This window comes from Sphingomonas taxi (assembly GCF_000764535.1).
Lineage (GTDB): Bacteria > Pseudomonadota > Alphaproteobacteria > Sphingomonadales > Sphingomonadaceae > Sphingomonas > Sphingomonas taxi.
Window position 1 is genome coordinate 1878953 of sequence record NZ_CP009571.1, and the last position, 24507, is coordinate 1903459.

At 66.4% G+C, this 24507-nt stretch carries 19 protein-coding genes and 1 tRNA gene; 3 read left to right on the plus strand and 17 right to left on the minus strand.

What is annotated here, in order from left to right; translation table 11 throughout:
• Positions 1–26: 26 nt before the first annotated feature.
• From MC45_RS08440 to MC45_RS08455, 4 genes are read right to left on the minus strand one after another with little or no spacing between them, the layout of a single operon-like run.
• Complete coding sequence (locus MC45_RS08440) at positions 27–437, minus strand: DUF3035 domain-containing protein (protein WP_038661796.1); 411 nt, start codon at positions 435–437, stop codon at positions 27–29.
• Positions 430–939 carry a signal peptidase II gene (lspA, locus tag MC45_RS08445; RefSeq protein ID WP_038666936.1) on the minus strand — a complete coding sequence of 170 codons (510 nt, stop codon included), beginning with the start codon at positions 937–939 and terminating at the stop codon, positions 430–432. Before lspA ends, MC45_RS08440 begins: the two co-directional genes overlap by 8 nt.
• A complete protein-coding gene (gene ileS, locus MC45_RS08450) occupies positions 932–3718 on the minus strand; it encodes an isoleucine--tRNA ligase (protein WP_038661799.1) in 2787 nt (928 codons plus the stop codon). The genes lspA and ileS overlap by 8 nt, the downstream gene beginning before the upstream one ends.
• Before the next feature lie 57 nt (positions 3719–3775).
• Positions 3776–4702 (minus strand): bifunctional riboflavin kinase/FAD synthetase, encoded by a 927-nt coding sequence (locus tag MC45_RS08455; protein WP_038661802.1) that lies wholly within the window; start codon positions 4700–4702, stop codon positions 3776–3778.
• A gap of 80 nt (positions 4703–4782) precedes the next feature.
• On the opposite strand from MC45_RS08455, the gene MC45_RS08460 reads away from it, so the two are divergent.
• Positions 4783–5439 (plus strand): prolyl hydroxylase family protein, encoded by a 657-nt coding sequence (locus MC45_RS08460; protein WP_038661805.1) that lies wholly within the window; start codon positions 4783–4785, stop codon positions 5437–5439.
• Between the two features lie 162 nt (positions 5440–5601).
• On the opposite strand, the gene MC45_RS08465 is transcribed toward MC45_RS08460, so the two are convergent.
• From MC45_RS08465 to lon, 6 genes are all read right to left on the minus strand, one after another.
• Complete coding sequence (locus tag MC45_RS08465; protein ID WP_038661808.1) at positions 5602–8445, minus strand: TonB-dependent receptor domain-containing protein; 2844 nt, start codon at positions 8443–8445, stop codon at positions 5602–5604.
• A 107-nt stretch (positions 8446–8552) separates the two neighbouring features.
• Positions 8553–10184: a hypothetical protein gene (locus MC45_RS08470; RefSeq protein WP_038661810.1), complete on the minus strand. Its 1632-nt coding sequence runs from the start codon at positions 10182–10184 to the stop codon at positions 8553–8555.
• A gap of 421 nt (positions 10185–10605) precedes the next feature.
• Positions 10606–10938, minus strand: a complete 333-nt coding sequence (locus MC45_RS08475; RefSeq protein ID WP_038661813.1) for a hypothetical protein — start codon at positions 10936–10938, stop codon at positions 10606–10608.
• 169 nt (positions 10939–11107) lie between these two features.
• Positions 11108–11182, minus strand: a tRNA-Val gene (locus tag MC45_RS08480).
• A gap of 51 nt (positions 11183–11233) precedes the next feature.
• On the minus strand, positions 11234–11506 hold the full coding sequence (locus tag MC45_RS08485) for an HU family DNA-binding protein (protein ID WP_038661816.1): 273 nt from the start codon (positions 11504–11506) through the stop codon (positions 11234–11236).
• A gap of 150 nt (positions 11507–11656) precedes the next feature.
• Positions 11657–14050, minus strand: coding sequence for an endopeptidase La (lon, locus tag MC45_RS08490; RefSeq protein ID WP_038661819.1), 2394 nt, complete (start codon positions 14048–14050; stop codon positions 11657–11659).
• 150 nt (positions 14051–14200) lie between these two features.
• Here lon and MC45_RS08495 point away from each other — a divergent pair, with 150 nt between their 5' ends.
• Positions 14201–15904: a M1 family metallopeptidase gene (locus tag MC45_RS08495; RefSeq protein ID WP_038661822.1), complete on the plus strand. Its 1704-nt coding sequence runs from the start codon at positions 14201–14203 to the stop codon at positions 15902–15904.
• 14 nt (positions 15905–15918) lie between these two features.
• Positions 15919–16155 (plus strand): hypothetical protein, encoded by a 237-nt coding sequence (locus MC45_RS08500; protein ID WP_038666939.1) that lies wholly within the window; start codon positions 15919–15921, stop codon positions 16153–16155.
• A 279-nt stretch (positions 16156–16434) separates the two neighbouring features.
• Here the strand turns inward: MC45_RS08500 and MC45_RS08505 are convergent, their stop codons facing one another.
• The 7 genes from MC45_RS08505 to tig all read right to left on the minus strand — a co-directional run bounded on the left by MC45_RS08505 (position 16435) and on the right by tig (position 24475).
• Positions 16435–17523 (minus strand): calcium:cation antiporter, encoded by a 1089-nt coding sequence (locus MC45_RS08505; RefSeq protein WP_038661825.1) that lies wholly within the window; start codon positions 17521–17523, stop codon positions 16435–16437.
• 124 nt (positions 17524–17647) lie between these two features.
• Positions 17648–18292, minus strand: a complete 645-nt coding sequence (locus tag MC45_RS08510) for a hypothetical protein (RefSeq protein WP_038661828.1) — start codon at positions 18290–18292, stop codon at positions 17648–17650.
• Positions 18293–18372: 80 nt separating this feature from the next.
• Entirely contained in the window at positions 18373–18909 is a 537-nt protein-coding gene (locus MC45_RS08515; RefSeq protein ID WP_038661831.1) for a hypothetical protein, read from the minus strand.
• A gap of 562 nt (positions 18910–19471) precedes the next feature.
• Complete coding sequence (clpX, locus tag MC45_RS08520; RefSeq protein ID WP_037533125.1) at positions 19472–20743, minus strand: ATP-dependent Clp protease ATP-binding subunit ClpX; 1272 nt, start codon at positions 20741–20743, stop codon at positions 19472–19474.
• Positions 20744–20863: 120 nt separating this feature from the next.
• The gene (locus MC45_RS08525; RefSeq protein WP_038661833.1) at positions 20864–21553 is read right to left on the minus strand and encodes an ATP-dependent Clp protease proteolytic subunit; all 690 of its coding nucleotides are present in this window, start codon (positions 21551–21553) and stop codon (positions 20864–20866) included.
• A gap of 56 nt (positions 21554–21609) precedes the next feature.
• Positions 21610–22542, minus strand: a complete 933-nt coding sequence (locus MC45_RS08530; RefSeq protein WP_038661835.1) for a glycosyltransferase family 2 protein — start codon at positions 22540–22542, stop codon at positions 21610–21612.
• 271 nt (positions 22543–22813) lie between these two features.
• Positions 22814–24475, minus strand: a complete 1662-nt coding sequence (gene tig, locus MC45_RS08535; RefSeq protein WP_038661838.1) for a trigger factor — start codon at positions 24473–24475, stop codon at positions 22814–22816.
• Positions 24476–24507 lie beyond the last annotated feature (32 nt).

A 24507-nucleotide genomic window follows, 5' to 3' on the forward strand; every position in this document is an offset into this window, starting at 1 on the left:
TCGCTGACGCGAGGGAGGAATTTAGGTTACTGCGCCGATGCCTTGGCGTCCTGTCCGTCACCTTCCGGCGCCGCGACGATGTCGCGCGTCGTCGCGCCCTTGTCGACGACGTTGGTTGCGGGGTCGCCGACCGACGAGCGGATGCCGGTGTCGGCCGAATCGCCACCGGCCTGGTTGACGACGCCATTCTCCGCCGCGCTGCGCTGCGTGTTGCCGCCAAACAAGGCGTCGAGCGTCTGCGCCTGCGAGGCATTGTCCTGCGGGCGGGCGGCGCCGGGCTGCGGCGGGACCAGCGAATAATCGGGCGGGATCACCAGCGGCGCCTGCCGCGCGACGGCGAATTCGTCGGGCCGGGCGCGATCATAGCCACGCTTGCCGCAGCCCGAGAGGAGGACGACGCAGGCGAGGCCGGCGAGAATCGGAACTGACTTACGCATGGGGATTCTCCGAGGGGATGTCGCGCTTGTCGCGCATCAGGAGCGCGCGGACAAGCAGCACCAGCACGCCGAGGGTGATCGCCGCATCGGCGACGTTGAACACAAGGAACGGCCGCCAGTCGCCGAAATGCAGATCGGCGAAGTCAACGACATAGCCGAAGCGCACCCGGTCGACGATATTGCCGAGCGCGCCGCCCAGGATCGCGCCGAGCGCCATCTGGTCGGCGCGATGCGGCTCGCGCGTCATCCACACCGCCACCGCCACCGCGATCGCGCCGGTCATCGCGACCAGCGCCCAGCGCATCGTATTCGTGTCGGCGTGGAGCAGTCCCAGCGAGATGCCGTGGTTGGCGACGAAGCGCAGGTTGAAGAACGGCGTGATCGTCCGCTCCGCGGTCAGCTCGTCGAGCTGCAACACGTCGGTGATCGTCACCTTCGTCACCTGATCGACGACGAACAGCAATGCCGCGGTCAGCAGCCCGGCGATCGGGGCCTTACGCATGGGCGACGACATCCTCGCAGCGCGCGCACAGATCGCCGTCCACGGTCACTTCGGGCAGATGGCGCCAGCAGCGGCCACATTTGCGATAGTCGGTGCGCGTCACCGCCACCTCCTCGCCGGCGTCGACCTTCGCGACGATGAACGTCTCGGCCAGCGCCTCGGCCGACAGCGGCAGGTCGGGCACCGTCACCTCCGCCTCGAGGCTGGAGCGCACCGTCTTCTCGCGGCGCAGCGGCTCGATCGCCTCGGTCACGCTGGTGCGCAGCCGGCGCACGTCGGCCCAGTCGGTACCGAGCGGCTGGTCGCCGGGCAGCGCCGGCAGTTCGGGCCATTCGAGGAAATGCACCGAACCGTCCTCGCTCGGGAAGCGCGCCTGCCACACCTCTTCCGCGGTGAAGCAGAGGATCGGCGCGGCATAGCGCACCAGCGCGTGGAACAACGTGTCGAGCACCGTGCGATAGGCACGCCGCTTCGGATCGCCCGGCGCATCGCAATAGAGCGAGTCTTTGCGGATATCGAAGAAGAAGGCCGACAGATCCTCGTTGGCGAAGTCGGTCAGGCGGCGCAGATAGCGGTTGAGCTCATAGCCGTTCGCCGCCTCGCGCAGGTCCATGTCGAGCTGGCCCAACAAGGTGAGCACGTAGCGTTCCAGCTCGGGCATCGCCTCCACCTCGACCCGCTCGCTCTCGTCGAACCCGTCTAGCGCGCCGAGCAGATAGCGGAAGGTGTTGCGCAGCTTGCGATAGCCGTCGGAGGCGGTGCCGAGCACTTCCTTGCCGATCCGCACGTCGTCGAAATAATCGGTCGACGCGACCCACATACGCAGGATATCCGCCCCGCTCTCGCCGATCACTTTGAGCGGATCGACGACATTGCCGAGGCTTTTCGACATCTTGCGCCCCTGCCCGTCGAGCGCGAAACCGTGCGTCAGCACCGCATCGTACGGCGCGCGGCCGCGCGTGCCGCAGCTTTCGAGCAGCGACGACTGGAACCAGCCGCGATGCTGGTCGCTGCCCTCGAGATACAGATTGGCGCGGACGTCCTCGCCGTAGCGCGCCTCGACGGTGAAGACATGCGTCGAGCCGCTGTCGAACCAGACGTCGAGGATGTCGTTCTGCGGCTCGTAATCCGCCAGGTCATAGTCGGGGCCGAGCAACGTCTGGTGATCCGCGGTGAACCACGCATCGGCACCGCCGTCGCGGAAGGCGGCGACGATCCGCGCATTGACCGCAGCGTCGTTGAGATAGTCGCCGGTCTCGCGATGCACATAGAGTGCGATCGGCACGCCCCATGCCCGCTGCCGGCTGATGACCCAGTCCGGCCGCCCCTCGACCATCGAGCGGATGCGGTTCTGCGAGCGCGCCGGCACCCAGCGCGTGTGCTCGATCGCGTCGAGCGCAGTCTCGCGCAGCGTCGCGCCGTTCGACGCACCTTCGCCACCATTGAGGATCGGCCGGTCCATCGGGATGAACCATTGCGGCGTCGCCCGGAAGATCACCTTCGCCTTCGACCGCCACGAATGCGGATAGCTGTGCGCGAAATCGTCCGACGCGGCGAGCAGCGCGCCGACCGCGCGCAGGTCCGAACAGATCGGGCCGTCGGCGCCGACGAACTTCTTGTTGATGACGCTGCCCTGCCCGCCGAGCCACACCCAGTCGGGCCGATAAAAGCCGGCGCCATCCACGGCGAAGACCGGTTCCAGTCCATGGGCCTTGCACAGCAGGAAGTCGTCCTCGCCATGATCGGGCGCCATGTGGACGAGGCCGGTGCCGGCGTCGCTGGTGACGAAATCGCCCGACAGGAACGGCCGCGGCCGCGCGAAGAAGCCGCCGAGCGAATGCATCGGATGGCGCGCGGTCGCCCCCTCCAAAGCACTGCCCTTGACCAGAGCGATCACGGTTTCGGGCGCGATGCCGGTGCGCTTGCCGAACGCCGGCACGAGGTTCTCCTCGACGAGGAACCGCCGGCCGCCGCTTTCGAACAACACGTAGTCGAGCGCCGGATTATAGGCGAGCGCCTGGTTGACGGGAATCGTCCACGGCGTCGTCGTCCAGATCACCGCGGTCGCACCGACCAGCATCTCGCCCTCGGGCGCGGTGGCGATCTCGAAGCCGACGTCGATCTGCGTCGAGACGACGTCCTCATATTCGACCTCGGCCTCGGCGAGCGCGGTCTTCTCGACCGGCGACCACATCACCGGCTTGGCGCCGCGATAGAGCTGGCCGCTCTCGGCGAATTTGAGCAATTCGCCGACGATCGCCGCCTCGGCGTCGTAGTTCATCGTCAGATAGGGATCGGCCCAGTCGCCCATCACGCCCAGCCGCTGGAACTGGTCGCGCTGCACGCCGACCCAGCGGTCGGCATAGGCGCGGCATTCGGCGCGGAACTGCGCGACCGGCACCTCGTCCTTGTTCTGCTTCTTGGCGCGATACGCCTCCTCGACCTTCCACTCGATCGGCAGGCCGTGGCAGTCCCAGCCGGGAACATAGGGCGCGTCCTTGCCCATCAGCGACTGGCTGCGGACGATGATGTCCTTCAGCACCTTGTTCATCGCATGGCCCATATGGATGTCGCCATTGGCATAGGGCGGGCCGTCGTGGAGGATGAACAGCTCGCGCCCCTTACGCTGCTCGCGCAACCGGTCGTAGACGCCGATCCGCGCCCAGCGTTCGAGAATCGCCGGCTCCTTGGCGGCGAGGCCCGCCTTCATCGGGAAATCGGTCTTCGGCAGGAAGACGGTGTCGCGCCAATCTTTCGGCGTGTCGGGGGCGTCGGTCATATGTCTGGCGGTCTTATCGTGAGTGTCGGTCAGCACAAAGCGCATAAACGAGATGGGTTAAGCATCGAGCAACACCCGGGCGCGCGCGCAATCGCGCTCCATCTGCGCGGTCAGCGCATCGAGGCCGTCGAATTTCGCCTCGGGCCGCAGATAGTCGATCAGCGCCACCTCGATCGATTGCCCGTACAGGTCGCCGGAGAAATCGAAGAAATAGGGTTCGAGCAATTCCTTGGGCGGATCGAAGGTCGGCCGGATGCCGAGGTTCGCCGCGCCCTTGAGCAGGCGCCCGTCGGCGAGTCGCGCGGTCACGGCATAGATGCCGTAGGCGGGGCGCAGATATTTGCCCATGTCGACGTTGGCGGTGGGATAGCCGATCGTGCGGCCGAGCTTGTCGCCGTGCTGCACCAGCCCCTCGATGGCGAACGGCCGCGTGAGCAGCCGCGCCGCGCCGCGCGGGTCGCCGTCGCACAGCAAGGTGCGGATGCGGGTCGACGACACCGGCTCGCCGTCGAGCGTCACCGCGCCGACCGTCTCCGCGACGAAGCCGTGCGCGCGGCCGCGCGCGGCGAGCAGCCGGACGTCGCCGCTCTTGCGATGACCGAAGGTGAAATCCTCCCCCGTCACGACGCCGGCGACGGCGAGATTGGCGTGCAGCCGCTCGGCGATGAACGCTTCGGCAGACAGTGCGGCAAGCGCCGCATCGAACGGGAAGACGACCATTGCGTCGACACCCGCCGCGGCGAACAGCCGTTCGCGCTGGTCGAGTGTGGTCAAACGGAACGGCGGCGCGTCGGGACGGAAGTGGCGCACCGGGTGCGGATCGAAGGTCGCGACCAGCGCGGGACGCCCCTCGGCACGCGCGCGCGCCACCGCCCGCCCGACCACCGCCTGGTGTCCGAGGTGAAAGCCATCGAAATTGCCGAGCGCGACGATCCCGCCCGCCAGATGCGACGGCACCGCCGAGCCACCGTCCAGCCGCTCCATCGCCGCGGCCTTAGGACGCGCGCCGCCACGGAGCAACAGGCGGCTGGCGACATAGGCTGACGCTATAGTAAGATCGTGGCATGACCACCCTCCCCTCCCTCGGCAACGGCCTGACGCCGGAGCCGATCGTCGCCTGCATCCTGTCGCAAGCCGGCGTGCAGAAGGTGCCGAGTCCCAAGCTCGACCTGTTCATCGCCCGCGGCTTCATCGGACCGGTGCTGTGCGACGCGCTGATCGAGCGGATCGACGCTGTGCGCCGCCCCTCGACGATCGCCGACCCCAATGGCGATTCCGCCTTTCGCACCAGCGAGACCGGCGACCTGTCGGCCGATGACCCGGTGGTGCAGGCGGTGGAGGCGCGGCTGGCGGCGTTCACCGGCCTCGACCCCGCGCACGGCGAGCCGTTGCAGGGCCAGCGCTACGCGGTCGGGCAGGAGTTCAAGGGCCATACCGACTATTTCGAGCCGCAGGGCGCCGACTTCGACCGCTATTGCTCGGTGGCGGGCAACCGGACGTGGACGGTGATGGTCTATCTCAACACGCCCGAGGCGGGCGGCGCGACGCGCTTCAAGGCGGCCGACAAGATCATCCAGCCGGAAACGGGGAAGCTGGTCGCGTGGAACAACCGCCGGCCCGACGGGTCGCTCAACCCGGCGACGCTGCATCAGGGGATGAAGGTACGCGAAGGGGTGAAATACGTCATCACCAAATGGTATCGCGAACGGGTGTGGGCGTGATCCCAATTCCTCCCCCGCCAGGGGGAGGTGGCAGTGCGCAGCACTGACGGAGGGGGAGGATGGGGCGGGAGCCCTGTTACGAGCCTTCCGCCCCATCCTCCCCCTCCACCACTCGGCTAGCGCCGAGCGGTCCCCCTCCCCCTTGCGGGGGAGGATTTTCAATCAGAACGTTGCGCTTACGCCGAGGCTGAACACGCGGCCGAGGTTATACCGATTGATATACACCTCGTTGCCGTTGGCGAAGGTCTGGCTCTCGCGATAGCGGGTGCGGGTCAGGTTGCGCGCCTCGGCCTTGATCTCGAACTTGCCGCCCATCAGCTCGACGCCCTGCCGTGCGACGAGATCGAGGCGGATGCCGGGATGCTCGACGATGTCGGGCTGGAAACCGGTGCCGCCCAGCAGCGACGGACCGCGATTGGTCACGCGCTTGCTCGCATAATTGAACAGCAAGGTGATCTGCGACAGCGCCGCGCTGTCCTCGATGCCGAGTTGCAGATTGACGAGGTGGTCCGACTGCCCCGTCAGCGGTGCACCGTCACGGAACAGCGACGAGGCCGGTGCGAAGCCGACCGCGCAATTGCCCACCGCCTGCGTCGACGAGGCGACCGACGGCGCGCAATTGCTGTCCGCGGTGATCTTCGACTTGGTGTAGGTGTAATTGGCGACGAGCAGCGCACGCCGCGTCGCGAAGAAGTCGCTGCCGAACACGTCGGCGAGCGGGAAATACTTCTGCAGCTCGACCTCGCCGCCGTACAGCGTCGCCTTGGGCAGATAGGTGAAGCCGGTCTGCAACCGGTCGTCGGCGCCGGTGTAGAAGCCGACCTGCTCGATCGGATTGTCGATCCGCTTGTAGAAGCCCGCCAGCGTGAAGCGCTGGTCGCGCTTGAAGAACCATTCGTAGCGCGCTTCGAGATTGTAGAGCTTCGAATCGCGGAGCAGCGGATTGCCGAAGAACAGGCGATCCGAATCGGGATCGCGGAATTGCTGCGGCGCGAGCTCGCGGAACTGCGGCCGCGAGATCGTCTTGGCGGCGCTGGCGCGCAGCTGCATGTCGGCGGCGAAATTCCAGGTCAGCGTCGATGCCGGCAGGAAGTAATCGTTCTTCAGCCGCGCAAGGCCGGTGGTGACGCCGAACGGCGTGACCCGCTCGTCGCCGCGTTCGTAGCGCACGCCGATCACCGCGCGCAGCCCGTCGAACGCCTCGCCCTCGGCCTGCACATAGCCCGCATGGACGTCGAGGGTGGCGTCGTAGCGATAGGCGCCCGCCGCGGTGTTGAACTGCAACTGGATCGTGCAGGGCGCAGTATTGGCGGTCGACGGACAGGCGTTGTTGAGCACGTCGGGGCTCAGCAGATAATCGGGGCGCAGCAGATTATAGGGATAGCCCGGCGCGGTGCCGCCGCCGTTCGACGTCTGATAGTTGAACTGCAGGCGCGACGAGGTGCGGTCGGTGCCCTGGTAGAAATACCCCGCCGACAGCGTGATCGGGCGATCGCCGTCGATCTTGTACGACGTGTCCGCCTGACCGGTCCAAAGATTCTCATTCAGCTCGCTGAAGATGATCGATGCGAAGGGGGTGAAGCGCTGCGTCACCTGATAGGCGCCGTTGCACTGGAAGCCGCCCGCCTGTTGCGCGCCGTCGCTGGTGATCGGCAGACCGGTGGTGGTGGTCGCCGAGCAGAGATAGTCGAACTGGCGCTCGTAGGGCGCGTTGCGCTTCGAATTGGCATAGGCGCCGCGCACGTCGAGCTTCAGCGCGTCGGTCAGCTTGAACTCGCCGACCAGCTGCGTCTCGATCAGCTGGCGTTCGAACCAATTGGTGTTCTGCTGGAAACGCAGTCCGCTGGCGTTGTTGTACAGCGTCGCCGCCGAGCCGCGCCCCTGCTTCAGCGTGTCGTGGATGTAGACGTTGGTCCAACGCAGCGTGTTCTCGCCGAACTCCAGCCCGACGCCAATCAGCGCATTGGCGACGATGCGATTGTCGGTCAGCAGGGTGCTGAAATCGTTGCGCAGCGTGCCGTCGGCCGAGACGCTGTCCTGCTGGTTGGCGAAACGCGTGCGGAAGGTGTTGCTGGCGCTCAGCGAGGCGATCACGCCGAGCCGCGACGAACCGATGTCGTAGACCGAGCCGCCGCTGATCTCGCCCGACCAATTGGCCGGCAGCTGGTTGTTGCGCTGGAGCAAAGTGGTCGAGGCGTTGGACAGCTGCGCGACCTGCGCGGCGGGGATGATGCCGCTGCCGTTGGGCGCATTCTTGATGAACGCCGGCACCTTGCGCGTGCCGTCGTCATAGCCGATCCAGTCGGCGTCGCCGCCGGCATAGGTATAGCCCAGCTCGCTGGTGGTTGCGTCGTCGGCGGCGATGGTCGCGCCGAACGAAACGAAATTCTTGTCGGGGATCGCCTTGGTCGTCAGGTTGATCACGCCGCCGCCGAACTCGCCGGGATAATTGACCGAATAGGTCTTCTGGACCAGCGCCGAGCCGACGATCGTCGTCGGGAAGATGTCGAGCGGCACCGAGCGGCGCAGCGGTTCGGGGCTTGGCAGCGGCGAGCCGTTGAGCAGCGACGAGGAGTACCGATCGCCGAGGCCGCGAACGTAGACGAAGCCGCCGCCGACCACCGACAGGCCGGTGACGCGGGTCAGCGCGCCGGCGATATCGCCCTCGCCGGTCCGCGCGATATCGGCGCTCGACAGCACCGAGACGATCTGCGGCGTCGAGCGGACGACGTTGGGGATGTTGCGGCCGACGACGACGATGTCCTCGACATCGCCGTTCATGCCCGGCGCGGACACTTCGACCGGCGCCTCCTGCTGGTCGGTGGAGGTCGGCGCCGCGGTCTGCGGATCGGTCGCGCCGCCGGGGCTCGACGTCGCGGGGGTCGAGGTCTGCGCCGGCGGCGGGGCCGGCGCGGCGGTGCCGCCCGCGGTCTGCGCGAGAACCGCCGGCGCCACGAGGGTGGAGGACATCAATAGAAGGGTGGCGAAAGCGAGCCGCTGCGGCATGACCGTCAATCCCGGATCAGGAGTCTGGATACAGGTGTCCGCAGGTGACGGGATCGCCACCTGCGGCATCGATGCTGGGATGGGGCGCCGTCAGGCACCCCATGGCCTCAGCGGCCCTGGCAGGCGAAATAGACCGAGTTGAACGACGGCGGGCCGAAGTCCTGCAACGCCGAGTCGGCGGGACGGACCGTGCTGCGGCCGCCGCTGGTCTGTTCGCCGGCGATGATGTTGACGCAGGCGACGTTGTTCACCGTCTTCACCACGCCGTTGACGAAACGCATGTCGGAGCCGCCACGCTGGCGGATCGCGGCGGGCGCCAGCGCGGTCTGGATGAAGGTGAAGTTGGCGTAGGTCGCGAAGGTGCGCGGCAGCAGGTCCTCGGCGTTGTTCGAATCGATCTCGGTCGAGAAGCTGTCGACGGTCGCGCCGCTGGTCCGCTGCGCCGCGATCATGAACTGGATGAAGCCGCGATAGCCGTTGTCGATGTCGAAGCCGTCGTCGTCGGCGCCGGTGATCGCGATATATTTCAGGTTGCTGGTGCCGCCGAATATCTCGATGCCGTCATCCGCCGAATTGTGGCTCTGGATATGGTCCAGCGTCGTGCCCGAGCCGGTCGCGCCGAGCGTCAGGCCCTGCAGCTCGTTGCCGTCGCTGATCGCGATGCCCGAATAGCGGATCTGGACGTAGGACATCGTTCCGCTCGAATCGGCGGTGTCGGTGCCGCCGTAGAAGCGGCCGGTGACGCCCTCGATCGCGAGCTGGCACGGCGTCGCGTTGCTGCCGCCGCTGCCGGTGGCGCAGACCGCGGTCGGCGCGCGGCCGAGCAGGATGATGCCGCCCCAATGGCCCTGGCTGGTCTCCGATTCGCCGGTCGACGAGCTGACGTTCTGCTGCGAGGTGAAGATGATCGGCGCGCTGGCGGTGCCGATCGCGTTGAGCTTCGATCCGCGGTTGATCAGCAGCAGGTCGTTGGTCGATTCATTGGCGTTGGCGAAGACGGTGACGCCCGGCTCGACGGTCAGCGTCACGCCGGTGCCGCCGCTCGCGCCGAGATCGGTGCCGACCTCGGTCTGGCCGGTGAAGCGATAGGCGATGCCGGCGATGCGCGGCAGCGTCAGGCTGGTGGTGATCGCCTGCGGGATGTCGCAGACCTTGAAGCCGCCGATCGTCGCCGCGGTGGCGGTGTTCGCCGCACCGCTCGCGGTGGTGGTACCGGTCGGGCAGGCCGCGCCGCTCGCCAGCGTGCCGATCGCCGGCACCGCCGTGCAGCGCGCACCGCTGCCGCCGAACTCCGCTGCGGTCGAATTGCAGGTCCAGCCCTGGAAGCTGGTATCGCTCGGCCCGCTCAGCGCACCGACGTAATTCGTCCGGGTGAAGAAGGCGTTGATCGCCGACGGATCGGCCGCCGTGGTCAGCGAGGTCGCCGAGGTCGGATAGACGCCGTTGAGCGTCGAGCCGGTGCCGTTGACGTTGTTGTTGCTGCCCGCGTTGACGATCGCGAGTTGCTCGTCCGCGGTGATCGTGATGCTGTTGACGGTCGTGGCGGCGGCGAATTGCGCGGCGGTGATCGCCGAGGGGGTCGGCGTCGGGGTGGGCGCGGTCGGCGTCGGCGTCGGGCTGACGATCACGACGCTGCCCGCACCCGGCGAGGCGACGCTGTCGGCACCGCCGCAGCCGGCGAGCGCCAGGCACGCGGTTGAAGCCATGAGGATTGCGCCGATGCGCGTGTGGCTCGCCATGATCGAAAGCTCCCGGTCGTAGTCGTTGTGACGGCCGGCCGAGGCTCCCCCTTCGACCGTTCCCTGAAGCCCCGGTACGAGCGGTAAATGACTCCTGAATGAGATTCAGGAGACGTTTTGGTGACGATGATGTGACGAGTTTGTTACGGCAGCGGCTGGGCGACAGCGCGACGCATGGGACGCAAGCCACTGAATGCCAGTGAAATTCCTCCCCCGCCAGGGGGAGGTGGCAGGCCGGAGGCCTGACGGAGGGGGAGGATACAGTAAGCGTGGCGTATGCGGAAACGCCCCCTCCACCACCCGCTGACGAGGGCGGTCCCCCTCCCCCGCTAAAGCGAGGGAGGAATTCGCATTCTGCCCCCAAACGCAAAACGGGCGCCCTCCTTCCGGAGGACGCCCGCCACGCATCAAGCCGGGAAGCTTACTTCTTGCCTTCCGTCACGCCGATCGCGGGGACCGAGACGGTTTCCCTCTCGGTCTTGACCTTGGGCACTTCGACCGTGGTTTCCTTGGTGCCGACGACGACCTTCTTCGAATCGAGATCCACCGCCGGCAGCGAGCCGCCCTTGGCGCTGACGTCGACGGTCGGCAGCGAGCCCTTCTTGGTGACGTCCGCGCTCCAGAAGCCGGTCAGGAACAGCAGAGCGACGATGATGATCGCCACCACGGCCACGATCGCCAGCACACGGCCCGCGCCGCCGCGGCGCTCGACGATGACGCGGTCGCCGTTACGGTCGGTCGTATAGTCTACCATGATCTCTCTCCCTTTGAACTGAAGAGCTTAATCCGGAGATCGGGCGATTGTTCCCGATCCGCAACGACCAAAAGGGGGACCGGACTGCCCCACGCCCGGCGCGCCGGCCGCGACGCACCGTCGCCAGAAACCAAAAAGCCCGCCGATCATGCGATCGGACGGGCTGATATGGTGGGCGCGACAGGGATTGAACCTGTGACCCCACCCGTGTGAAGGGTGTGCTCTACCGCTGAGCTACGCGCCCGAAACTTGTCGGAGGCGGGCCTTTACGGGCAGCCGCCGCCGCTGTCCAGTCTCAGTTCACCGAATCTTTCAGGCCCTTGCCGGCCTTGAACTTGGGCTGGTTGGACGCCTTGATCGTCATCGGCTCCAGCGTGCGGGGATTGCGGCCCTGCGACGCCTTGCGCTTGGAGACGGAGAAGGTGCCGAACCCCACCAGACGAACCTCGTCGCCCTTCTTCAAGCTGTCGGTGATCGCATCGAAGACCGCTTCCACCGCCTTGATCGCATCGCCCTTGGCGAGCCCCGAGGTGTCCGCGACCGTCGCGATCAGCTCTTGCTTGTTCATGGAATACTGCCCCTTCGAACCCTGAAAAGAATCATTGCCAAGCCAGAACGACCAATAAGGCCGCCCCGACCGGCAGAGTCAATCGATACCGTTGCGCTCTGTAAGGCGCAGCGGTTTCAAAACGTTAACGACGGCCTAGCCGCCCTTGGCTCAGTGATGCAACTCACCGCCCGCAGGCGCAACCCCCGCCGGGGGCAATGCGGCGAGTTCATCGGCATCCGTCCACTCGATCGCCGACAGCGGCTCGGTCAGCGCCAGCTTGAGCACCTCGTCGACATGCGCGACCGGCACGATGGTCAGCCCGTCCTTGATGTTCTGCGGAATGTCGGCGAGGTCCTTTTCGTTCTCCTGCGGGATCAGCACCGTGGTGATGCCGCCGCGCAGCGCAGCAAGCAGCTTCTCCTTGAGCCCGCCGATCGGCAGCACGCGGCCACGCAAGGTGACCTCACCGGTCATCGCGACGTCCTTCTTCACCGCCACGCCGGTCAGCGTCGAGACGATCGAGACCACCAGACCGATACCCGCCGACGGCCCGTCCTTCGGCACCGCCCCTTCGGGGAGGTGGATGTGGATGTCCTTGCGGTGGAACAGCGACGGCTTGATGCCGTAGCTCGGGCTGCGCGCCTGGACGAAGCTGAAGGCGGCCTGCACCGATTCCTTCATCACGTCGCCCAGCGTGCCCGTGGTCTTGACCGCGCCCTTGCCCGGCACGGTGACGCTCTCGATCGTCAGCAATTCGCCGCCCACCTCGGTCCAGGCAAGCCCGGTGACCGCGCCGATCTGATGCTCGGTCTCGCCGAGCCCGTGGCGGAACTTCTGCACGCCCGCGAACTCGCCGAGATTGTCGGGCGTCACCGTGACGCTGGTCGCCTTGCCTTCGAGGATCTGGCGCAGCGCCTTGCGCGCCAGCCGCGCGATCTCGCGCTCCAGCGTACGAACGCCCGCCTCGCGCGTGTATTTCTGGATCAGCGCGCGCAGGCCGTCGTCGGTCAGCGTGAATTCGCCCGGCTTCAGGCCGTGCGCCTCGATCTGCTTCTCGATCAGATGGCCCTTGGCGATCTCGACCTTCTCGTCCTCGGTATAGCCTTCGAGGCGGATGATCTCCATCCGGTCGAGCAGCGGCTGCGGCAGGTTGAGCGTGTTGGCAGTGCAGACGAACATCACGTCGGACAGATCGATGTCGATCTCGAGATAATGGTCGTTGAACTTGCCGTTCTGCTCGGGGTCGAGCACCTCGAGCAGCGCCGACGCCGGATCGCCGCGAAAATCCTGACCGAGCTTGTCGATCTCGTCGAGCAGGAACAGCGGGTTGGACGTGCCAGCCTTCTTGAGGTTGGTCACGATCTTGCCGGGAAGCGAACCGATGTACGTACGGCGATGGCCGCGGATCTCGGCCTCGTCGCGCACGCCGCCGAGGCTCTGGCGGATGAACTCGCGCCCGGTCGCCTTGGCGATCGACTTGCCGAGGCTGGTCTTGCCGACGCCCGGCGGGCCGACGAGGCAGAGGATCGGCCCCTTCAGCTTGTTGGTGCGCGCCTGCACGCCGAGATATTCGACGATCCGGTCCTTGACCTTCTCCAGCGCGTAATGGTCCTCGTCCAGCACCGCCTGCGCCGCGGCAATGTCCTTCTTGATCTTGGACTTCTTGCCCCAGGGCAGGCCGAGCAGCACGTCGAGGTAATTGCGCACGACGGTCGCCTCGGCGCTCATCGGCGCCATGGTCTTGAGCTTCTTCAGCTCCGACGTCGCCTTGCTGCGCGCCTCCTTGCTGAGCTTGAGCGTCGCGATCTTCTGCGTCAGCTCGGCGATCTCGTCGCCGTCGCTTTCGTCGTCGCTATTGCCCAGCTCGCGCTGGATCGCCTTCAGCTGCTCGTTGAGATAATATTCGCGCTGCGTCTTCTCCATCTGGCGCTTGACGCGACTCTTGATCTTCTTCTCGACGTGCAGGACGCCGAGCTCGCCTTCCATCAGCGCATAGGCCATTTCCAGCCGCTTGACGGGATCAAGCTCGACCAGCAGCGCCTGCTTGTCGGCGACCTTGACCTGCACGTTGGCCATGATCGCATCGCCGAGCTTCGACGCCTTCGTGATCTCGCCGAGCTGCTGCGCGGTCTCGGCCGGCAGCTTCTTGTTGAGCTTGGCATAGGTTTCGAACTGCTCGACCGCCGAGCGCATCAGCGCCTCGACCTCGATACCCTCCGCCTCGCGCTCCTCGAGCATCTCGACGGTCGATTGCAGAAAGCCGTCGCCCTCCGACAGCTCGCCCAGGCGACCACGCGCCTTGCCCTCGACCAGCACGCGCACGGTGCCGTCGGGCAGCTTCAGCAATTGCAGCACGGTCGCGGTGACGCCGACCTCGTACAGGTCCTCGCGGCCGGGATCGTCCTCGGCGGGGTCGAGCTGCGCGACGAGGAAGATCTCCTTGTCCGCGCCCATCGCCGCTTCCAGCGCGGCGACCGATTTGTCGCGTCCGACGAACAGCGGCACGATCATGTGCGGGAACACGACGATGTCGCGCAGCGGCAGAACGGGGAATGTGATCATGGATACTCCGGTGCCACCTCGAACGGGGTGGCTTTGATACACTATATGGGGATCGGGGCGTATCCATCAATCGTCGCGCTCACGGCACGGCAGGTCTTGTCATCCTTCCGCCGAGCGCCGAAACCCGCCGCTTCCATCCGGGAGTACAGAATGCCGCTACGCCTGCCGTTCGCCGCCCTATTGCTGCTGTCGGCCAGCGCTTATGCCGCCGAACCGGGCAAGCCGCCGCTCAGCGCACAGACCGCCGCCTCGGGCGGGCCGCTCGACGCCGCGCAGAAGAAGGTGACGTTCGACACCGCCGACCTGCAATTCGAGGTCGATCCCGAGCGCGAGGTCATCAACGCCACCGCGACGCTCGTCTTCACCGCCAAGGAGCGGATCGACCGGCTGGTGGTCGATCTCGACAAGAATTTCACCGTCACCGCGGTGACCGTCGACGGCGTCGATTCGGCGGGGTTCAGCAACCCCGAAGGCCGGATGACGATCAAATTGGTCAAGAAGGCCGCCAAGGACGCTAAGCTCACCGTCAAGATCACCTATGGCGGCCGTCCGCATACCGCGGTGCGCGCGCCGTGGGACGGCGGCTTCGTGTGGGCCAAGACGCCCGACGGCAGTCCGTGGATCGCCACTGCGGTGCAGGGCGAGGGCTGCGACCTGTTCTGGCCGTGCATCGACTATCCGACCTACGAGCCGCAGAAGGTGACGCTGCACATCACCGTGCCCAAGGGGCTGAAGGCGCCGTCGAACGGCAAGTTGCTCGGCGTCGACCATCTCGACGACGGCCGCAGCACCTGGAACTGGGAGGTCGCGCACCCCAACCCCTATACGATCGCGCTCAACGTCGGCCCGTATGAGGAGCTGACCGGCACCTACAAGAGCAAATACGGCAACGAGATCCCGATGTATTATTGGTATCTGCCCGGCGAGAAGGAGAAAGCGGAGAAGCTGTTCGCCGAATTCGCGCCGACGCTCGACTTCTACGAAAGCGTCGTCGGCCCCTATCCCTGGGCGAACGAGAAGGTCGGCGTGGTCGAGACCCCGCACAAGGGCATGGAGCACCAGACGATCAACGCCTACGGCAACGACTATGCCAAGGCGCCCGAGGGCTTCGACTGGCTGTTCCAGCACGAATTCGGCCACGAATGGTTCGCCAACCAGATGACCGCGCCCAATTGGGACGACTTCTGGATGCACGAGGGCTTCACCGAATATATGCAGCCGCTCTACGGCCGCTGGCGCGACGGCGACGCGCGCTATGCGGCGATGATGCTCGACATGCGGCCGAAGATTCTCAACCAGTCGGCGCTGGTCGCCGGCAAGCCGCAGACCGCCGACGACGTCTACAAGACCGCGCCGGGCCGCGGCGGCGACATCTATTACAAGGGCGCGTGGGTACTCCACACGCTGCGCAACGCGATCGGCGACAGGCAATTCGACGAGATCTTGCGCTGGACCGTCTACGGCCGCGCCGATCCCGCGCCGGGCAATTTCCAGCCCGTGTTCCGCACGACGCCCGAGTTCATCGGCTACGTCAAGCAGGTGACGGGGCAGGATTGGCAGTGGTTCTTCGACGTCTATCTCTACCAGGCGGCGCTGCCCAAACTGACCGCGACGCGCAATGCGACGCAGCTCACGCTGAAATGGACCTCGCCGACCAACAAGCCCTTCCCGCTGCCGGTCGAGGTGTCGGTCGACGACGTCGTCCAGAAGGTGGCGATGACCGGCGGCGTCGCGACGATCACCGTGCCGGCGGGCGCGCACGTCGTCGTCGATCCGATGGCGCGCGTGCTCAAGCAGGACGACGCGATCGACGCCTATCAGGCGTGGAAGGCCGCGCAGCCCAAACCCAAGTGATCGAGGAGCCTGCGATGACGACCCAGCCCTGGACCGCCCGCGCTGCCGAAATGGCGGCAATCTTCATGGTCGGCGACGGCCTCGTCGGCCTCCTCCAGCCGCGTCGCCACGTCGATCTGTGGAAGGAGGAGGCGCTCGGCGCGGAAAGGACGGTCGCGCCGTTCGTCGACCGTCCCGGCCGGCGGCAACTCTATGCGCTCGCGCAGATCGCCGGTGGACTGTGGCTCGCCAGCCGCCAGCGCCCGCGCTAGGCCGGGTCGACGTTCCAAGCTTGGCGAAACTTCCTCCCCCGCCAAGGCAAGGCTATCGCATATGACTGCGGGGACGAGGATCAAGCCGCTTCCACATATTCTTCGTCACCCCGGACTCGTTCCCGGGTCCACCGGGCCGCAAGAGAATGGTGCCCTTTCAAGCCGTTCTCCTCGCCGCAGGGTGGACCCCGGAACGAGTCCGGGGTGACGGGGTGGGGTTGGAAGGCGGTGCGCTCACATGAACGTTCATATGCGACCCGCGCTAGGCCACGCGCGCCTCTACGGCACCACCGTGGTGAACAGATACGCCGCGAAGATCACCAGATGCACCACGCCCTGCAGCACCGTAGTCCTCCCGGTGCCGAGCGAGATCGTCGTCACGAACAGCGACAGCGCCAGCAGCGTCATGCTCTTCGCCCCGATCCCCAGCGCCAGCGGCAGACCGAGCACCAAGCTGACGATCGCCACCGCCGGGATGGTCAGTCCGATCGTCGCCAGCGCCGATCCCAGCGCGAGGTTGAGGCTGGTCTGCAACCGGTCGCGCCGCGCCGCATTGTAGGCGGCGAGGCTTTCCGGCGCGAGCACCAGCGCGGCGATCACCACGCCGACGATCGCCAGCGGCAGCCCGGCGGCGAGGATCGCCGCCTCCACCTGCGCCGACAGTCCCTTGGCGAGCAGCACCACGACGACCAGCGCGACCAGCAGGATGCCGAACGCGATCCACGCGGTACGGTCGCTCGGCGGCGGTGCATGCTCTTCCGGCGCGATGTCACCCGCGGGCAGGAAATAGTCGCGATGCCGCACCGTCTGGACCAGCACGAACGTGCCGTAGAGCACCAGGCTGACGATCGCCACGAAGATCAATTGCGACGGCGCATAGGTCGGCCCCGCCGCGCTGGTCGTGTAATTGGGCAGGATCAGCGACAGGACGACCAGCGCGGCGAGCGTCGCCAGCGCGGCACTGATCCCGCGCAGCGTGAAGCGCTGTTCACCATGCGTGATCCCGCCGGTCAGCAGGCACAGCCCGATAATGAAGTTCAAGATGATCATGATCGCCGCGAACACCGTGTCGCGCGCCAGCGCGGCGACGTCGCCCGATCCCGACAGCATCAGCGAGACGATCAGCGACACCTCGATCACGGTCACCGCGATCGCCAGCACCAAGGTCCCGAACGGCTCGCCGACGCGATGCGCGACGACCTCTGCATGATGCACCGCCGCCACGACCGCGCCGATCAGCACGACCGCGGCGACGATCGTGCCGATCGTCCCCATCGCATAGACGGACAGCAGCACCACCGGCACGCCGAGCGCCGGGAACAGGATCGCCCATAGCGGCAGCCCCATCCAGCCCTTGGTCACGGTCATGCTTTCGTCTCCAGATCGTTACGCAAGGCCAATGCTCTTGCGCCGCGAAAAGGTCCGTATTGATCGCCGCAGCGGAATGCCATTAACACTTTGATACGGATCAAGAGCAATACACCGGTCCCGTTTATCGCCCCTGTGCGGCGCGCGCCTGCGCCGGACGGTCGAACGCCTGATCGCGATAGCGACCGTCTTTCTCCACCCAATGCAGGAAGAGGTGCGCCGACCAGCTATTCGGATTGGCCTCGAGCCGGCCGTGCCGGTGATGCGTCCCCTGATACAATACCCCGTCGCCCGGCTGCATCGCGACCGACGCATAGGGTTGCGTGCCGAAATCGTCGCTGACCTGCGGCTGCGGCACCTCGCTTCGCTCGGTCGCGACCGACAGCGCCCATGGCCGGTCGTCACCGTAAGCGATGGTCAGCGACAGGCTGTGCTCGCACGCCTGCCGATCCGAATGGACCCGGCAGACGTCGCCCTGCTGATAGGCGCGGAAATAGGCATAGGTCGGCAGCAGCTCGCACCCCACCACCTCGGCGACCCGCGGCGTCAGCCCCCACAGGAAGGTGAGCATCGGCGCATATTGGAACGCATAGACCTCGATCGCCGGCTGGCGCAGCAACGGCCCGCGAGCGGTGAAGCTCTGCAACGGGCGCCCCGCCGCCTGCAGATCGGCCTGCATCATCCGGTAGAAAGCGAGCAGCACCTCGGGCACGAACAGATGCGGCAGGCCGACATGGCCGTCGCGATGGTAGCGTTCCGATAAGGTCATGGTCCGGCTCGTCTTTCTGGCGTCGCTCCGGGTCTAGGACGCCGACGCGGCGGGCGCCATGCCTGTTTCGCCGGCGGCGGTCAGTCGCCCATGACGAGCAGGATGGCCGGGAACAGGTTCTGGAGGACGTGCACCGCCACGACGACCCCGACCGCCCACCAGAAGCCGCGCGGCCGCCACGTCACGTAGAGCGTCGAGAAGATCAGGAACGGCCACCAGATCACCGCCCCCCACCACGGCGAGGCGAGGCTGTGCGCAATTCCCCACAAGGCGCTGCTCGCGAGGACCGCCTGCCACCCGCACAGCCAGCGCAGCAACAGGCTGAGGACGCCCGCCATGATCAGCGTCTCGACGACGGGACTGAAGCCGGCGACGAGGAACAGCTTCACCGGTCCCGAGGTATCGCCGAGATCCGGCCCGGGATTGCCCGGCACGAAATGATCGATCGCGGTGCTCAGCGCGATGCTGCCGACGATGGTCAGCAGCCAGCCGACGAGGATCGCCAGCCACGGCCGCCGGTCGCGGAACAGCAGCGGCGGCAGTATCGCGAGCGGTCCGCGGCCTTCGTGCCATAAGGGGCTGAGGCCGGGTGCGGTCTCGATCCGTGTCGTTGCCATCGTCGCTCCGTCGTTTGAACGCCCCCGTGGGGCCGGCAACGTTAACGCCGGATGAGGCGATGCGACGCGCGGGCGACATCACGCCATCGTTTTCGCCGGCAATTACGACCTCTCGGATGCGACGCGCGGCCCGCCCGACCGATCACCCCGGTCCGCCAAGGACTTTTGCAGATCCTCCCGGCGACCCGGCAAAGGCGGGCGTCTGCAAAAACGTCGAATGCACCTAGCGAAGGTGAGGAATTCGTCAGCTATCGCGCTCCCGCGGCACGAGCACGCGTCAAAACCTCACCAGTGCTCCCGCACAAAACCTCGCCAGTGCTCCCGCGCAAAACCTCGCCAGTGCTCCCGCGCAGGCGGGAGCCCAGGAGTCCCGCACGCTACCGGACGTTGTTCCGCTTGGCCCTGGGTTCCCGCCTTCGCGGGAACACTAGAGATGGGGCGGACGCGCCGGCGCCTCTCGACCAATGCGGCAATGCCAGAGATACCAGTGACCAGCCACCGCCCCACGAAAAAGGGGCGCCGCTCGCGCGACGCCCCTCCTCATCATGTCCACAGGAATGGATCAGGCCGCGGCGCCCGCCCCGTCCTTCTTCTTCTCGGCATAGACGCGGATCGGTTCCTTGCGGCCCTCGATCACGTCCTTGTCGATCATCACCTCGTCGACGCCGTCCATGCCGGGCAGGTCGAACATCGTGTCGAGCAGGATCGCCTCAAGGATCGAACGTAGCCCGCGCGCACCGGTCTTGCGCTCGATCGCCTTCTTGGCGACCGTCACCAGCGCATCGTCGGTGAAGTCCAGCTCGACCTGCTCCATCTCGAACAGCTTCTGATATTGCTTCACCAGCGCGTTCTTCGGCTCGGACAGGATCTTGACCAGCGCCGGGATGTCGAGATCCTCCAGCGTCGCGATCACCGGCAGACGGCCGACAAACTCGGGGATCAAACCGAACTTGAGCAGATCCTCCGGCTCGGTCTGGCGCAGCAGCTCGCCGGTGCGCTTCTCCTCGGGCGCCGCCACATAGGCGCCAAAGCCGATCGACTTGCCCTGCAAACGATCGCCGATGATCTTCTCGAGGCCCGAGAAGGCGCCGCCACAGATGAACAGGATGTTCGTCGTGTCGACCTGCAGGAATTCCTGCTGCGGATGCTTGCGCCCGCCCTGCGGCGGTACGCTCGCGGTGGTGCCTTCCATCAGCTTGAGCAGCGCCTGCTGCACGCCCTCGCCCGACACGTCGCGGGTGATCGACGGATTTTCCGCCTTGCGGCTGATCTTGTCGATTTCGTCGATATAGACGATGCCGCGCTGCGCGCGCTCGACGTTATAGTCGGACGCCTGAAGCAGCTTGAGAATGATGTTCTCGACATCCTCGCCGACATAGCCCGCCTCGGTCAGCGTCGTCGCATCCGCCATGGTGAACGGCACGTCGAGGATGCGCGCCAGCGTCTGCGCCAGCAGCGTCTTGCCGCAGCCGGTCGGCCCGACGAGCAGGATGTTCGACTTGCTCAGCTCGACGTCGGCACCCTTGGCGCCGTGGTTGAGCCGCTTGTAATGATTGTGCACCGCCACCGACAGCACGCGCTTGGCACGCTTCTGGCCGATCACGTAATCGTCGAGGACGTCGCAGATCTCCTGCGGAGTCGGCACGCCGCCGTCCTTCTTGGACACCAGCGCCGACTTCGTCTCCTCACGGATGATGTCGTTGCACAGCTCGACGCACTCGTCGCAGATGAACACGGTGGGTCCGGCAATCAGCTTGCGGACCTCGTGCTGCGACTTGCCGCAGAACGAGCAGTAGAGGGTGCTCTTCGAGTCGCCACCGCTCAGTTTCGTCATTCAAACTTCCTTGTCGCGGGTGAGGCCCCGCTGGTGAGGCCGGTCATGGTAGACCGGCCGTTACGCAAACCACAACGCCCAAACGTCCCTAACGGCACGGCCGGGCGCGGAACTGCGCCTTTATGCCGCTTGGGCAACGTCTTCCGAGGGGCTCGGACGCTTGTCGAACACCTCGTCGACCAAACCGAATTCCTTGGCTTCATGCGCTTCCAGGAACGTGTCGCGATCCATCCGGCGCTCGATCTCCTCGATCGGCTGGCCGGTATATTGCGCGTACAGCTGGTTCATCCGGGCGCGGATACGCAGGATTTCCTTGGCCTGGATCTCGATGTCCGACGCCATGCCTTGCGCCCCGCCCGACGGCTGGTGGATCATGATCCGCGCGTTGGTCAGCGCCACACGCATGCCCGGCTCGCCGCTGGCGAGCAGGAAGCTGCCCATCGACGCCGCCTGACCGATGCAGACCGTGCCGACGCGCGGACGGATGTACTGCATCGTGTCGTGGATCGCCATGCCCGCCGTGACGACGCCGCCCGGCGAGTTGATGTACATGAAGATGTCCTTCTTCGGGTTCTCGGACTCGAGGAAGAGCAGCTGCGCGGTGATGAGGCTGGCCATGCCGTCCTCGACGCCGCCGGTGACGAAGATGATCCGCTCGCGCAGCAGGCGGCTGAAGATATCGAACGAGCGCTCACCGCGGTTCGACTGTTCGATGACGATCGGCACGAGCCCCGCTTGGGTCTGCTGCAAACCAAGGCCGGCACTGGCCATCGGGCTCATGAAGTCGCCGGTCTCGAACGGATTATGCATGAAAATCTCTCTATATGCCCCGAAGATCGCCAACATCGGCGCTCCCGCGGGGGAGTTCAAGCCCCGGCGGTCGGAGCGGGATGGGTCAGATAGGCGAGCCGGCGCACCTCGCGCCGCCCGCGCACCACGGTATCGAGGATCAGACCGGCGAAGCCGCACAGCGCGGCGATGATCATCAGCCCGGTGATCAGGATCGCGGTCGGGAAGCGCGGCACCAGATGCGTGTGCATATAGGTGATCGCCAGCGGCACGCTCATCGCCACCGCGATGCCGGCGAGCAGCGCGCCGATCACCCCGAAGAACAGCAGCGGCCGCTCGATCCGGTACAGCGTCAGGATGGTGTTTAGGATGCGGAAGCCGTCGCCATAGGTGCTCAGCTTCGACGCCGACCCCTCCGGCCGGGCATAATAAGGCGTCTCGATCTCGGCGCAGGGCATCTTGAGTTCGAGCGCGTGGACGCTGATCTCGGTCTCGATCTCGAAGCCCGAGGACAGCGACGGGAAGCTCTTGACGAAGCGGCGCGAGAAGACGCGATAGCCCGACAGGATATCGGTGAAGCTGCGCCCGAACAGCCGCGCGAGCATGCCGGTGAGCAGCGCGTTGCCGAAGCGATGGCCGCGGCGATAGCTTTCCTGCACCTGGCTGATCCGGCTGCCGACGACCATGTCGCATTGCTCATCGAGCAGCCGCGCGACCAATGCGGGGGCGGAGGCTGCATCATAAGTCGCATCGCCATCGGCCATCACATAGACGTCGGCATCGATATCGGCGAACATCCGGCGGACGACATTGCCCTTGCCCTGGATGCGCTCGGTCCGGACCACGGCGCCGGCTGCGCGCGCGACCACGACGGTGTCGTCGGTCGAATTGTTGTCATAGACGTAGACGGTGGCGTCCGGCAGCGCGGCGCGGAAGCCGGCGACGGTCTGCGCGATCGCCGCAGCCTCGTTGTAGCAGGGCAGCAGGACTGCGATCGTCGGTTGCGTCACGGGTGAATCCTCATCGCGGCGCTCGGCATGCGTCTACCCGATATCCGTCCGTTTGCCCTGAGCCTGTCGAAGGGCTGTGAGTCTCACGATGCTTCGACAGGCTCAGCACCAACGGGTTTGGCATAATACACTGCGTTTTGTCATCCCCGCGCAGGCGGGGATCCAGACGCGCAGGTCTCCGATCGAGCCGCAGCGTCAGCGTCTATGGATCCCCGCCTACGCGGGGATGACGATGGGTGGGGAGGGGACCGCGGCCCCTCCCCCATCAGTCTCAGCCCTCGCTCGACGCAGCGGCCTTCTTCGCGCGCGGCTTCTTCGCCGGAGCGTCGGCGGCCTCGGTGCCTTCCGCCGCTTCCGCTGCGACCGGCGACGATTCGGTCACCGCGGTCTCGGCCTCGACCGGCGCGGCGGCCTTCTTGGCGCGCGGCTTCTTGGCGGGCGCTTCGGCACCGGCATCCTCGGCCGGGGTCTCGGTCGCCGCATTGTCGCCCTCGGCGACCGGCTTCTTGGCGGCGGCCTTCTTCGGCTTGGCCTCGCCCGCGGCCTTCTTCGCCTTGGGCTTGTGGTTGTCGTGATCGTGCGTGTGCGTGCCGGTCGCGAAACCGTCCTCGCTCTCGATCGCGGCTTCCAGCTCCTCGCGGGTCGCTTCGCGGTCGGTCACCTCGGCCTTGTCGAACAGGAAGTCGACGACCTTGTCCTCGTACAGCGGCGCGCGCAGCTGGGCGGCCGCCATCGGCTCCTGCTGGACATACTGGATGAAGCGCTGCTGGTCCTCGCCGCGATACTGCTGCGCGGCCTGCGCGATCAACCGGTTCATCTCCTGCTGCGACACCTCGACGCCGTTCGCCTGGCCGATTTCGGACAGCAGCAGACCCAGACGCACGCGGCGCTCGGCGATCTTGCGGTAATCGTCGCGCTCGGCTTCCATCTCGGCGAGCGCCGCGGCGGGATCTTCCTCGTGCGTCGCTTCATGCTCCAGCTGCTGCCAGATCTGCGCGAACTCGGCCTCGACCATCGACGGCGGCACTTCGAAATCGTGACCCTCGGCGAGCTGGTCGAGCAGCTTGCGCTTCATGTGGGTGCGGGTGAGGCCGTTATGCTCCTGCTCGATCTGACCCTTGATCAGGCCGCGCAGCTGCTCGAGGCTCTCGAGCCCGAGGTTCTTGGCGAGATCCTCGTCGATCTTGCTCTCCGCGGCGACCTGAATCTTCTTGACGGTGATCTCGAAGGTCGCGGGCTGGCCGGCGAGCTCCTTGGCGCCGTAATCCTCGGGGAAGGTCACGTTGAGCACCTTCTCCTCGCCGAGCTTCACGCCGACGAGCTGCTCCTCGAAACCGGGGATCAGGCGGCCCGAACCGAGCTCGACGCCCATGTCGGTGCCGGTGCCGCCGTCGAAGGCGACGCCGTCGGCGGTCTTGCCGACGAAATCGACGGTGACGAGGTCGCCGGTCTCGGCGGCCTTGTCGTCGGCGTCATCCCACTTCTTCGACTGGTCGGCGAACTTCTGCAGCTGCTCGTCGACCAGTTCGTCGGCGACGGGCACGGTCAGCCGCTCGAGCTTGAGCGAATCGATCGCCGGTGCCGGGACGGCCGGCAGCACTTCCAGCTCGACGGTGACCGCGGCGTCCTGGCCGGGTGCGTAATCGTCGTTGAGCGCGACCGAGGGCTGCATCGCGGGACGCAGCGCCTTGTCGGCGATTAGCTGCTGCACGCCCTGCTGGATCGCGCTGTTGAGCGCGTCGGCGGCGAGCGATTCACCATGCATCTTGCGCACGAGATTGGCCGGGACCTTGCCGGGGCGGAAGCCGGGCATCTTCACCTGCGGCGCGATGCGCTTCACCTCGGCATCGACCTTGGCATCGATGTCCTTGGCGGTGATGGTCAGCGTGTAGGCACGCTTCAGGCCCTCGTTCAACGTCTCGACAGTCTGCATGTTCGGCCTTCAATCTTGAGAAATCTGACGGA